A 12235-nucleotide genomic window follows, 5' to 3' on the forward strand; every position below is an offset into this window, starting at 1 on the left:
ATATACTACTTCTTTTTTTATTTCATTATTTTTTTATATTTTTTCAAAATTTTCTTTGTTATCTTTACTAACAAATATTAGTCTATCAAATTTATTATAAATTCTTTCTTAAGTCTATAGTGATAACAGTTAATGATTACAAGCTTGAGAGGGAAAATGGTATTAACTATGTCGATACAAGTGAGATGAAGCCTGTCATAATTGCAGCAGGCAAGGTGAGTTTAGATGATATTAAGAAAATTAAAGAGCATGATATAGTTTTGGATAACGTCGATAGAGATGCGATTGAAGATATCAGCATAGAAAATAATATTAAGATACCTATATTTAAAATTGATTTTACAAAGTGGAATGAAGGCAAAGAATATGCTCTTGAAAAAGACTATAAAGACTTTGATTGGAAAGCACCAAGTTCATTCGTATCTGATAAAGACTTTAATAAAGCCTTTAATGAAGTAAATGATGAAGAGTACATCAAAGAAAAGATTGCAGAGCTTGAAAACTTTAAGTCTGGCTTTATTAATGAAGTGAAGCTTAATAAAAAAGCGGCACACAAAGAAGATGATATGATACTTACAGAACTTACGTATGATATTGATGATGGCAGATTATATTCCGTGCTTTTAATGAAAAAAGGGGACAGTGGCAAGGGCTATGACGTACAAAGCGTCTACACCATAAAGATAGATGGAGACGGCAAGCAAGAATTTATTTCAGATAAGCTTGGTATATTATCAAATTAATAATTATATGAAGAAAGATCTATATGGTCTTTCTTTTTTTGCGCAAAAATTATCGTTTATATAAATAAAATTAAAATAAATTTTACTATTGACTTTAACAATATTAAATGTTATACTTAATATAATTAAAGAAGGAGTGATATTATGGCAATAAATATAGTTCCAGAATGGATGGCAAATCTTGAAGATGAAGACATTTCTTTTATAAAGAGATTTATACTAGCCTCTGGATCATTAAAAGAGATTGCAAAACAATATGATGTTACTTATCCAACAGTTAGGCTTAGGCTTGATAGGCTTATACAAAAGATACAAATTAGTGAGGATGCTGAGAGCGAACCGTACGTCTCTTTAATTAAGAGATTAGCTCTTAATGATAAAATTGATTTTGAAACGGCTAAGATACTAGTTTCAGAGTATAAGAAAGAAAAAGGGGTTGAATAAAATGAAAAACTTTATAACTACTATGATAATAATTGTATTTGCATTAATATTGTCGATATTTTTACAGGTGTTTTTGTCTAAGCAAAAAAGCAAGTATCTCGGCTTAATTCTTCCATCACTAAGTTTTATATTTTCTTTGCTTGTATTAGCAAATTATGTAGTGCCAAATGGATTTAAGGTCAGACCGTTATTAATGAGTGTTTTAGGTATATTTATACGTGCTAATATATTAACAGTAGTTTACTTAGTAATATATTTTATATTTAAACATAAAAATAATTCTAACTCTGAAATTGATAGGATGAATATTAAAGATTTATAAAGTGTTTTATAAAGAAAGATCTATTAACTTAGCTCTTTCTTTTTTCTTGACAAAAACTGCCATTACCATTACAATTAAGATAAGACGAAGAGAAAAATTAAAGTAAAGGAGAAATGATATGAGTAAAGTACAAAAGAAGATAGTTTTCGGTAGCTCTATGTGTCCAGACTGCGGACCATTCAAAGAAGTGATGGAGGAATCAGGCGTACGCTTCTTGTACCTTGACATAACAGAAAATCTTGCGAGCATGAAAAAGTTTTTAAAGGCAAGAGACACAATGAGTGAATTCGACGGAGCAAAAGCTGCTGGCAACATCGGAATACCAGCTCTTATACTTGGTGACAACGAAAGAGCCATACTAGATATTGATGAGCTTAAAGACTATCTAGACAGTTTAAAATAATTACATGAGCCTTGTTAATGCAAGGCTCTACTTGCATATAAAGCGTTTAAAAAGATTATTATCGGGTAAAAATTGATAGAGGTGATGATATGGCGACTATACTTATAGCTGATGACGATGAAAATATAAGAAACGTACTTAAGGAGTACTCCGTCATTAACGGCTATGATGTGATCGAGGCCATGGATGGCATCGACGCACTTAACAAAGTTAATAATAATGATATAGACCTTATCATCTTAGATATAATGATGCCTAAGCTTGATGGTTTCTCGGCTTACAAGAGGATTAAGGAAGTAAAAGACGTGCCAGTTCTTGTTCTTAGCGCAAAAGGCGAGGAGTACGACAAGCTTTATGGCTTTGAGATAGGCATCGATGATTACGTTGTTAAGCCATTTAGCCCGCGCGAAGTTATGGCAAGGGTTAAGGCGATTTTAGCTAGGCACACAAGCGATGCAAAGGCAAATATTTACACGAATGGCAGCTTGAAAATAGATTTCGATGCGAGAGAAGCTTATATCAATGATAAAAAATTGGATTTAACGCCAAAAGAGTATGAGTTATTAGCTTATCTAGCTCAAAATGAGGGCATTGCTCTATCGCGCGATATGATACTTGAAAATGTATGGGGCTATGATTTCTTCGGGGACAATAGAACTGTTGACACACACATCAAGATGCTTAGAAACTCACTTGGCTCTGAGAAGGACATAATCAGCACAGTTCGCGGCTATGGCTATAAACTGGAGAAAAAAGATGAAGAATAAATCATTATTTGCAAAGTTAATCAGCTACTTTTTGATATTCACGATACTGATACTATCAACAATGTGGCTATTTAACATAGTTTTCTTCAAAGAGATATACACGCAAAAGAAGAGGGAGCTCATTCAAAACACTGAAAAAGAAATTTCTTCTTATTCAGGAACTGATCTCGTCTCGTATTTAAATAGCGTTGCGAGCAAAACTAGGCTCGGCATAATTATTTATGATGAGAATGGTTTAGTTTTGTACCCAAATTATTTACTTGAGCTTGACAAGGAAGACCTTGATTTTGTCAAAAGTAATGAAGATAGTGTGGATTATATCAAGAAGCATGACGATAGAGAGTACCTTGTATTTTTAAAGAGATACGAAACAGTTAATGCAAAACTATATATGAAGCTAATTGACAATCTTGATGAAGATGGATCAGTAAAAAAGATGCTAAAGGAAGAACTACTATACATAAGTCTCGTGGCAATAGTTTTGGCTCTTGCTCTTTCATATTTTTTGGCAAAGAAACTTACTAAGCCAATCAAAAATCTTTCAGAAGCGTCCAAATTTTTGGGTACAAAGAGCTTTTCCATAGAAGAAGAGGGCGGCTATGAAGAGATTGAAGAGCTAAAGAAGAGCCTTGAAAGCGCAAATGCAGATTTACAGAGGACTATGGACTTTCGTGAGAATATCATTGCCAATGTTTCGCATGACTTCAAAACGCCTCTAAGCGTGATTAAGTCTTATGCTGAGATGATTAAGGACATAACAGGCGATAATAAAGAAAAGCGTGAAGAGAATCTCGACACCATCATCACGGAGGCAGATAGGCTAAACGGCATGATTAACGAGATGCTTGAAGCATCAAAGAACGTAAGTGCCCTTGGTGAACTTGAATTAAAAAGAATTTCGCTCGAAGCCATTTCCAAAGAGCTTATAGATAAATTAAATACTGCTGAAAATAGAGAAAGAATTAAATTAAACGTAAGTGGCGATACCATAGTCATGGCTGATGAGAAGAAGATCAGAAGCGTTATATATAATTACTTATCAAACGCACTGAACTACTCAAATGAGGATGAAGATGTTCTTGTGAGGATCACTGAAGAGGCAAATGGCGTTAGATACGAGGTTATTGATCACGGCACGGGCATCAAGGAAGAGGACATCAAGAGGGTTTGGGACCGCTACTACATCTCGAGCGCTAACCATGAGCTCAAAAAGTACGCGACAGGCCTTGGCCTATATATCGCACGTGAAGTGCTTTTGCTTCACAAGGCAGAGTTTGGCGTAGAGAGCAGTTACGGAAAAGGATCGAATTTTTATTTTGTATTAAAAAAGGGAGTGTAGATATGAACTTTGATTTTTTAAACGACATGAACATTGGTAATTTCAATAAGGATGAGGCCATGAATAAGATTGAAGGCATAGGTGAAGCCATCAAAACTAATACTGATTTTGCTAAGTACCAAGACCTAATGAATGACTTTTTGAACCTTGTCAAAGATTATTACAATGGCAAGTACAAGGGCATTGACAATAAGAATTTAGTATTTATCATTTCTGGTCTACTTATAGTTTTGTATCCAAATTCATTTAAGAGAAATGCATTTTTCACCATAGCTTCGAAAATATTTGGCGTATCGATACTAATTAAGTCTATAAGCGAAGAAGTGGCTAAATATAGAGAATGGAAGAAGAATTTGATTTCAATTGAAACTGATTTAGGCACTATAGAATACAATAACGAGGAATTTTAAATGGCAAAGATAATGATATATGGAACGACATCGTCTGCAGGCAAATCAACGATAGCGACTGCTATGTGTCGCTACTACAGATATAAGGGCTACAAGGTATGTCCTTTCAAATCGCAAAACATGTCGATAAACTCATTTAAGCTTCAAGACGGAAAACTTATTAGTAACGCGCAAGCAATACAAGCCTACGCCGCTGGTATCAAGGCGGACGAGTACATGAACCCGATACTTTTAGTACCATCGTCAGATACAGGTAGTGACGTCTATGTGCTTGGCAAACTATATAAGCACATGAATACAAAGGAGTATTACTCGATTAAGAAAGAGCTAAAAGCGAAGGTAAAAGAAGTTTTTGAAGAGCTTGAGAAAAAATATGACGTCATGATTATAGAAGGAGCCGGCTCACCAGCTGAGATAAACCTACTTGAAGATGACTTTGTAAATACTGGTATGGCTGAACTTGCTGACACTAATGCAATAATCGTCGCTGATATTGATAAGGGAGGCGTATTTGCGTCAATCTACGGCACATACATGATACTTGATGAAAAAGATAGATCGAGAATAAAGGGATACATCATAAACAAATTCAGGGGCGACGCGAGCCTACTTGATGAGGGCATAAAAAAGCTTCATGAGCTAACAGGCCTTGACTGTCTCGGCATAGTGCCATACACAAAGCTTGAGATAGCGGACGAAGACTCGCTTCATGACTACGAGAAGGCGGTCAACGCTCACATGGCAGAGCACGATGCGATGAATAAAGAGATCGATAGACTTGCCGATGTTTTCGCAAAAGCAATCGATATAGATAAGTTAAATGCAATACTTGGCTTATAAACTCATCGCCATACTTATAGGCGTTGTTCTTGATTTAATCTTAGGGGACCCATATAACTTTTTTCATCCAGTTAAGGTTATGGGCAATGTCATTAGTTTTGAAGAAAAATTAATTCGCAGGACAGGGGCAAGAGGCGGCTTTTTGAAAGCACTTGGCTTAGTCGCTGTACTCTTTAACATAAGCCTAGCCTTTTTGTTCGGCTACTTAGCAATAATATTATTTAAGATTAATAAATATTTATATCTAATCTACACTTCATACATGGTATACGTCTGCCTAGCAGCACGCTCACTTCACTTCGAAGCAGACATGGTAGTAAAAGAGCTAGGACATTCGCTAGAGAGAGGACGCAAGAGACTCTCCTACATAGTTGGTCGTGACACAAGTGAACTTAGTGAAGAAGAAATACTTAAGGCGTGTATAGAGACAGTCGCTGAAAACACTTCAGATGGCGTCATAGCACCGCTTATGTATATAGCGATATATACACCACTTGGCTTGGTTTATAAATTTATCAATACCATGGACTCGATGTGGGGCTACAAGAATGAAAAGTATGGCGAGCTTGGCTTTTTCGCGGCAAAGATAGATGACCTAGTCAATCTAGTGCCAGCAAGATTAAGTGCGCTTCTTATACTAATCACGAACATCTTTAACAAAAATATTTTTTATGCATGCAAAACGTTTTTTAAGTATAGATATGCACACGCAAGTCCAAACAGCGCCTTCCTCGAAGCGCCTATAGCGGGACTCTTAAAAATTCGTTTAGGCGGACCACACAAATATTTTTCTAAGATAGTCGATAAACCATATATTGGCGATATAGATGGCGCTGTGAATAGTAGTGGCGTTTACTTCACCATAAGGGCGATGTATAAGGCACTTGCCTTATTAGTCATAGTAATCGCTGCTATATATTTAAAATTAATATTAAAATAAAAAAATGCAGTTATGTCAAAACAATCGTTTTACATCTCTGCATTTTTTGTAAGCTAAATTTTTAGGAAATTATTTTTTGAAAAGTACGTTGATATTATATAGCACTCAAATGCCATTGTCCGTGTTTTGAATCACGAATAAGAGAAAAATAATAAAAAATTTATCAATATACTTGAAAAAACTTTTTATATATGATATTATATATTTGTAATTTTTGAATGTTCGCTAAAAAGGGAAGCTGGTGTAAATCCAGCACAGCCCCCGCTACTGTAATTAGTGACGAGTCTATGTATACCACTGGGAAACTGGGAAGGTTTAGACAAGGTTGAGCTATAAGTCAGGATATCTTTAGAACGTTCGTATAAAGTTACTTCTTCGGTGGGAAGGAAAAACTTACTCAATATGTATGTTTTATATCCTTGAAACCCCTATTCAAGGATTTTTTTATTCCAAAAACCGGCGAGAGAAAAGGGCGCGCTTCTCCTATTTTTCCTTTTCTCTCGAGTACATATTATGGAGGGTCATATGAAAAAGGCAATATTATTAAGTTTCTTTGGTACAACAAGGCTTAGAGAGCACGAGAGAGTTATTGACAAATTTGTCAGTGGCTTTAAAAATGAATTTAAGGACTGTGATGTAGAGATATGCTTCACTTCAAGGATAGTTAAGAAGATACTTGAGAAGAAGGGCATGTCTTTTAATGATGAGTGCGAGGCTATTAATAAGCTTAAGGAAGCAGGCTACAAAGACATAAGAGTCGTTTCGACAAACATCATTCCAGGTAAAGAGTACAAGAAGCTTAAAAAGGTTTCAAATAGACTTACGTCGCCATTTATCAGTAACTCTAAGGACATAATGAAGCAGCTTGATAATATGACTACCATGGAACTAAAGGACGATGAAGAATTCATCTACGTGGGTCATGGTACTGATCACATCGCAGATAGGATATATGAAGATATTGACGAAGCGTTCAGAGCGCATAACAATAAATATCACATGATGAGCATTGAAGGCAAGCTTGATCTTGATAGCGTGGTAGAAAATTTATCTAAGGACACTAAGATAATTTATTTAAGACCATTTATGTTAGTTTCTGGCGTTCACATGCTTCAGGATATTGCATCTGACGATGATGACTCAATCAAGTCAAGGCTAGAAAAGCTTGGCTACGAGGTAAAACTTATTGACAAGGGCCTTGGCGAAGAAGATTATTTCTTAAACGACTGCATAGAAAAGGTTAAGGCGATGGAAGAGTCGCTACTAAATATAGTTGGCGTTGGACCTGGCGATGAAGATCTATTAACTGTTAAGGCTATACTTACTTTAAAAAATACAAACGCTGTCTTTGTTCTTGACAATAGAGGCCGTAATCTCGCTCTTGACACAGTTATGAGCTACATTGACGACAAGCCCATAATCAAGATGCCATTTGACATGAAAAATGTAAGCGATGAATTATATAATGATTTAAAACTAAAACTTGAAGAAGTCTTAGCTGAATATAGAGACGTGAGCTTCATAACTATAGGCGATGCGGCAGTTTTTTCGACTCCTATGAACCTAACGAAGATACTTGATAAGAAGATAAATATAAATTTAGTTAATGGCATGCCATCCTTTGTGGCACTGACTGCCATGAACCTAGAGCCGCTTATTGAAAAGGGCGAGAGCCTTGTAATAAGCGACAATACAGAGCTCGTTGAGGCGGCAAAGCCTGACAGAGCTGTTATACTTAAGGCTTCTATGAACAAGGATGCCGTTTTAAAGCTTAAAGATACTTACGAAGCAGAATATTTTAAGAGGATATCGATGCCAAACGAAATGTATCTTACAAACGAAGATGAAATACGCAAGGATAACGACTATATATCGCTATTCTACTTAAAGAAAAGGAAGTAAATTATGCACGGAGCCAATTTTTATGATTATGACAAAAAACTCATAGATTTCAGCTCTAACATTAACGTATTTAATATGAACGAAAGACTTTTCTCCTTTATCAGAGATGACTTTGACCATGTCAATGTTTATCCCGACATAAAGGCGAGGGAAGCAATCAATAATGTAGCCACTTACTTGGCTTGTGATGCGTCTAATATTATCTTGGGCAATGGATCTATAGAGATAATTGATAGGGCGATACACAGGGCGGGTCGAGTGGTTATTTTTGACCCTTCGTTCTATGAGTACGAGCTGAGAGCGAGTGTTTACAAAAAAGAACTGATTAGAATAAATTATAAAGATTTTAAAATAGATTTTGACGAATTAAATTTCTTAAAGGAGGGCGACTTACTAATCCTCACTAACCCAAATAATCCTAATGGCAGGCTGCTTAAGAAGGAAAAATTAATCAAAGCGCAAGAGATATGTAAAGAGCATGAAGCGACACTTTTACTTGACGAAGCCTTTATTGAGTTCACTATGCATGATTATGACAGCATAAAATTATTTAAGGGCGAGGACGTGATTGTAGTCAGAGCCATGACTAAGACCTTTGCCTTGCCTGGCGTGCGCTTTGGCTTTGCCTATGCGGCAAAGGACTTTAAGGACTACTATGATGAATTGAGCCTTGCTTGGTCGACTGGCTTTATACAAAATGAAGCAGCAAAACTATTGGCAAATAGCGAAAAATATTTAAGTGAAACTAAAAAATATTATCAAGAAGAGAGAAATAGATTAAAAAATTTATACAAAGATTTTGAAAATTTTGAGATGATAGATAGCGATGCAAATTTCTATTTACTTAAATTAAAAAAATTTACAGACGAAGAAATGTATAAGATTATGCTCGAAAAGGGTATACTTCTAAGGAGGATGCAAGGATACAAGAACATTGATAATAATTATGTGCGCCTTGCAATAAGGACTCGCGAAGAGAATGATTATTTACTTGAAAAACTAAGGGAGATAGAGAAGTGAAAGGCATATGCATAGCCGCAATGAACTCAAATAGCGGCAAGACAACTATAAGTTTAGCTTTGGCAAGACTGCTTGCAAATAATAATAATAAAGTGAAGTACCTTAAGAGCGGACCCGATTTTATCGATTCAAGGCTCGGCTCCTTCGCATCTAAGGGTGATTATGGCAATGTTGACATCTTTATGCAAAGGGATGGAGCGACTGAAGTGGGAACAAGCGATGCTGACTACTGCGTTTTAGAAGGCGTCATGGGCTACTTAGACGGCATATATAATACGATGGAGGCATCAACTTATGCCAACGCAAAGGCTTTGGGGCTTAAAACAGTTTTAGTACTTACTCCAAAGGGCGAGATGTTTTCGCTGATTGCAAAGCTAAAAGGATTTATGGACTACGCTGATAATATAGTTGGCGTTATATTTAATAAGACGCATGCAAAACTATATTCGATATATAAGGATCTAGTTGAAAAAGAACTTGGCTTAGAAGTCTTTGGTAACATTGAAATGGACGAGGACTTTGCTATAGAAGATAAGGATCTTGGACTAGAACTACCAAGTGACATAAAGGCTTTTGACGAGAAGCTTGACAGGATAGCTGCAAAGTTAGAAAAGTCAATAGATTTAGAAAAGCTTTTAAAATATTTCGAAGTGGCAAAGACAGAAGAGAAAAAAGATTTTCCAAAGTCAATGGCCACTGTGGCAATAGCTTATGACAAAGCATTTAACTTCTACTACAAAGAGAATATAGATTTTCTTGAAAAATATTTTACTGTGAAGTATTTTTCAGTCTTAGATTGTGAAGAAGTGCCTGAAGCAGATTTACTCTACATTGGCGGCGGCAACTTAAAAGATTATTTAGAGATAATCGAAAAATCAAAGTCCTTAGAAAGCATAAAGAAATATTATGAAAACGGCGGAAAAATATTTACCGAGGGCGAAGCGACTTACTTCTTAGCAGAAAGCTTTAACGAGCACAAGATGCTTGGCCTTATAAAAGGCAAGGCTATTAGCGAAAAGAGGCTGCACAACTTTGGTTACGCTTATCTAAATCCATTAAGAAAGAATTTTTTATTTGATACGGACAAAATTTTCCATTCACAAGAATTTCATAAGAGCAGTTTAAATGATAATGAATTTAATTTATTTAAAGTAGAAAAACCATATAGAGAGGATACTTGGACGAGCTCTTTTGCAAATGAAAGAGTCGTTGCGATTGAGCAAAACATTTCCTTCGTTCAAGATGAAGAATATTTTTATAAAAAGATAGATAGTTTAAGAGGTGAAAATGATGTATAATTACGACAATAACCCTATGAATATTGAAAACACAAGTATGGACATAATCGATAAGGAGCTTGTAGGAACAAAATTTACTGATACTGAAAAGCTTATTGTGAAGAGAATGATTCACTCGACAGGCGATTTTGATTATAAGAACATAATTGATATAAGAAATAATTTTCTTAATGAAGCGCTTGACGCGCTTAAGAATGGTGCCAAAATTTATACTGATACAAGGATGACTATGGCTGGCGTCAATGAAAATAGTTTAAAGAAGCTTAACTGCGAGATTATTAACCATATCAAGGACGACGATGTAAGGGAGCTTGCTAAAGAAAAGGGCACAACAAGAAGCTATCAAGCAATAGACAAGACTATAGGTGAAGACATCGCCATCTACTCAGTAGGCAACGCACCAACAGCTCTATATAGAATCATAGAACTGATTAAAGAAGAAAAAATTCATCCAAAGGCAATAATTGGTGTGCCAGTCGGCTTCGTAGGCGCGGCTGAATCAAAGGAAGCACTTAGAGAAGTAGGAATAGCTCAAATCTCGACAGTGGGCAACAAAGGCGGCTCAAACGTAGCAGCATCAATAATTAACGCGCTTTTATATATTTTATATAGAAAATGAATAAATACGATATAGTTGATGGCAAAAGCCTTAGATATGGCTACACAACTGGCACTTGCGCAGCTATTGCAACACATGCGGCGCTTATAAATCTATTGGATGCTCCAGTTAGTGAATACGACATAGATTTGCCATGCAATGAAACAATTAACGTTGCCATCAACTCAAATGAAAAGGGTGATGGCTACGCCATAAGCTCGGTTATAAAGGACGCTGGCGATGACCCAGACCAAACTAATGGTATAGAGATTTTTTCTAAAGTTGCTTTAAGGGATGATGGCAAGGTCATTATCAAGGGCGGCGAAGGCGTCGGCGTTTATACAAATGATTCAATCTTCGGCAAAAAGGGCGAATACGCCATAAACAAAGTGCCAAGAGAGATGATTACTAAAGAGGTCGAGCTTTTAACTGATAAAGGCGCTGACGTTACAATATTTACTCCCATGGGTGTTGAAATCGGCAAGAAGACTTTCAATCCAAACATCGGTATAGAAGGCGGCATCTCGATAATTGGTTCGACTGGTCTAGTTAAACCTATGAGCGAAGATGCTCTGCTTAAAACTATAGAGCTTGAGATAAAAACGCTTTACCTCGATAAGGGCGCGAGGGAAATCGTTCTTACGCCAGGCAGTCACGGCCTTAAAGAGGCTAATAGCATTGGTATAAAGGAAAATGTTGTTTTAACGAGTAATTACATCGGTGACTCGCTTAAGATGGCGTATGAAATTGGTTTTAGAAAGATTACGCTCGTGGGTCACATAGGTAAGTTTGCGAAGCTATCAATTGGTGTATTTAACACGCACTCAAAGAACGCCGACACACGTATGGAGGCCTTTGTATATTACCTTGCGATGCTGAATAAGCCTTATGAGCTCATTAAAAAGGTGGATGCCTTTATCACAGCAGAAAAGTGCTACAATTACCTTTATGATGCAGGCTACAAGGACGTTTTGTGCGCTATGGAAGAGGGCTGCGCGAAAAGAGTTAAAACTTATCTAAAAGATGAGGCGCTTGAAGCCAGCGTAAAAGTATATTCGTTTGAAAAAGGAGTATTAGATTGTTAATAGTTGTTGGAGTAGCGCTTGAAACATATAATCAAATAGAAAATCAACTTGTAAGTAGAAATTATAGTAGGAGTTATAAATAATGAATATAGTTTTTATTGCTCCACCTGCTGCTGGTAAAGGT

The 12235-nt window shown here is 36.2% G+C and carries 13 protein-coding genes and 1 riboswitch; all 13 genes read left to right on the forward strand.

The genetic code is table 11. The features are described 5' to 3' along the window. Nucleotides 1-119: 119 nt before the first annotated feature. The 13 genes from Q0E71_RS05370 to cbiD all read left to right on the forward strand — a co-directional run bounded on the left by Q0E71_RS05370 (nt 120) and on the right by cbiD (nt 12111). Nucleotides 120-743: a hypothetical protein gene (locus Q0E71_RS05370; RefSeq protein WP_294796796.1), complete on the forward strand. Its 624-nt coding sequence runs from the start codon at nt 120-122 to the stop codon at nt 741-743. A gap of 144 nt (nt 744-887) precedes the next feature. Beyond that, nucleotides 888-1187, forward strand: a complete 300-nt coding sequence (locus Q0E71_RS05375; protein WP_294796798.1) for a DUF2089 family protein — start codon at nt 888-890, stop codon at nt 1185-1187. Between the two features lie 440 nt (nt 1188-1627). Continuing rightward, complete coding sequence (locus tag Q0E71_RS05380; RefSeq protein WP_294796800.1) at nt 1628-1912, forward strand: glutaredoxin domain-containing protein; 285 nt, start codon at nt 1628-1630, stop codon at nt 1910-1912. Nucleotides 1913-2001: 89 nt separating this feature from the next. Further along, nucleotides 2002-2679, forward strand: a complete 678-nt coding sequence (locus tag Q0E71_RS05385) for a response regulator transcription factor (protein WP_294796802.1) — start codon at nt 2002-2004, stop codon at nt 2677-2679. Continuing rightward, complete coding sequence (locus tag Q0E71_RS05390; RefSeq protein ID WP_294796805.1) at nt 2669-4018, forward strand: sensor histidine kinase KdpD; 1350 nt, start codon at nt 2669-2671, stop codon at nt 4016-4018. The genes Q0E71_RS05385 and Q0E71_RS05390 overlap by 11 nt, the downstream gene beginning before the upstream one ends. Nucleotides 4019-4020: 2 nt before the next feature. Beyond that, the gene (locus tag Q0E71_RS05395; protein WP_294796807.1) at nt 4021-4428 is read left to right on the forward strand and encodes a hypothetical protein; all 408 of its coding nucleotides are present in this window, start codon (nt 4021-4023) and stop codon (nt 4426-4428) included. Continuing rightward, nucleotides 4429-5268 (forward strand): cobyric acid synthase, encoded by an 840-nt coding sequence (locus Q0E71_RS05400; RefSeq protein ID WP_294796808.1) that lies wholly within the window; start codon nt 4429-4431, stop codon nt 5266-5268. Continuing rightward, nucleotides 5249-6208: an adenosylcobinamide-phosphate synthase CbiB gene (gene cbiB / locus Q0E71_RS05405; RefSeq protein ID WP_294796809.1), complete on the forward strand. Its 960-nt coding sequence runs from the start codon at nt 5249-5251 to the stop codon at nt 6206-6208. The genes Q0E71_RS05400 and cbiB overlap by 20 nt, the downstream gene beginning before the upstream one ends. 197 nt (nt 6209-6405) lie before the next feature. Further along, nucleotides 6406-6577: riboswitch (cobalamin riboswitch) on the forward strand. A gap of 156 nt (nt 6578-6733) precedes the next feature. Continuing rightward, nucleotides 6734-8110, forward strand: coding sequence for a sirohydrochlorin cobaltochelatase (locus tag Q0E71_RS05410; protein ID WP_294796811.1), 1377 nt, complete (start codon nt 6734-6736; stop codon nt 8108-8110). Nucleotides 8111-8113: 3 nt separating this feature from the next. Continuing rightward, the gene (locus Q0E71_RS05415; protein ID WP_294796812.1) at nt 8114-9130 is read left to right on the forward strand and encodes a histidinol-phosphate transaminase; all 1017 of its coding nucleotides are present in this window, start codon (nt 8114-8116) and stop codon (nt 9128-9130) included. Continuing rightward, nucleotides 9127-10428, forward strand: a complete 1302-nt coding sequence (locus Q0E71_RS05420; RefSeq protein WP_294796814.1) for a cobyrinate a,c-diamide synthase — start codon at nt 9127-9129, stop codon at nt 10426-10428. Before Q0E71_RS05415 ends, Q0E71_RS05420 begins: the two co-directional genes overlap by 4 nt. After that, nucleotides 10418-11047, forward strand: a complete 630-nt coding sequence (locus Q0E71_RS05425) for a precorrin-8X methylmutase (RefSeq protein WP_294796815.1) — start codon at nt 10418-10420, stop codon at nt 11045-11047. The genes Q0E71_RS05420 and Q0E71_RS05425 overlap by 11 nt, the downstream gene beginning before the upstream one ends. Further along, nucleotides 11044-12111, forward strand: a complete 1068-nt coding sequence (gene cbiD, locus Q0E71_RS05430) for a cobalt-precorrin-5B (C(1))-methyltransferase CbiD (protein WP_294796817.1) — start codon at nt 11044-11046, stop codon at nt 12109-12111. Before Q0E71_RS05425 ends, cbiD begins: the two co-directional genes overlap by 4 nt. The last annotated feature ends 124 nt before the right edge of the window (nt 12112-12235 follow it).

Source organism: uncultured Fenollaria sp. (assembly GCF_934202865.1).
Classification (GTDB): Bacteria; Bacillota; Clostridia; order Tissierellales; family Peptoniphilaceae; genus Fenollaria.

Coding starts and splice junctions, on each gene's coding strand:
- Q0E71_RS05375 (WP_294796798.1), top strand. CDS start 888: ATGGCAATAAATATAGTTCCAGAATGGATGGCAAATCTTGAAGATGAA.
- Q0E71_RS05380 (WP_294796800.1), top strand. CDS start 1,628: ATGAGTAAAGTACAAAAGAAGATAGTTTTCGGTAGCTCTATGTGTCCA.
- Q0E71_RS05385 (WP_294796802.1), top strand. CDS start 2,002: ATGGCGACTATACTTATAGCTGATGACGATGAAAATATAAGAAACGTA.
- Q0E71_RS05390 (WP_294796805.1), top strand. CDS start 2,669: ATGAAGAATAAATCATTATTTGCAAAGTTAATCAGCTACTTTTTGATA.
- Q0E71_RS05395 (WP_294796807.1), top strand. CDS start 4,021: ATGAACTTTGATTTTTTAAACGACATGAACATTGGTAATTTCAATAAG.
- Q0E71_RS05400 (WP_294796808.1), top strand. CDS start 4,429: ATGGCAAAGATAATGATATATGGAACGACATCGTCTGCAGGCAAATCA.
- cbiB (WP_294796809.1), top strand. CDS start 5,249: ATGCAATACTTGGCTTATAAACTCATCGCCATACTTATAGGCGTTGTT.
- Q0E71_RS05410 (WP_294796811.1), top strand. CDS start 6,734: ATGAAAAAGGCAATATTATTAAGTTTCTTTGGTACAACAAGGCTTAGA.
- Q0E71_RS05415 (WP_294796812.1), top strand. CDS start 8,114: ATGCACGGAGCCAATTTTTATGATTATGACAAAAAACTCATAGATTTC.
- Q0E71_RS05425 (WP_294796815.1), top strand. CDS start 10,418: ATGATGTATAATTACGACAATAACCCTATGAATATTGAAAACACAAGT.
- cbiD (WP_294796817.1), top strand. CDS start 11,044: ATGAATAAATACGATATAGTTGATGGCAAAAGCCTTAGATATGGCTAC.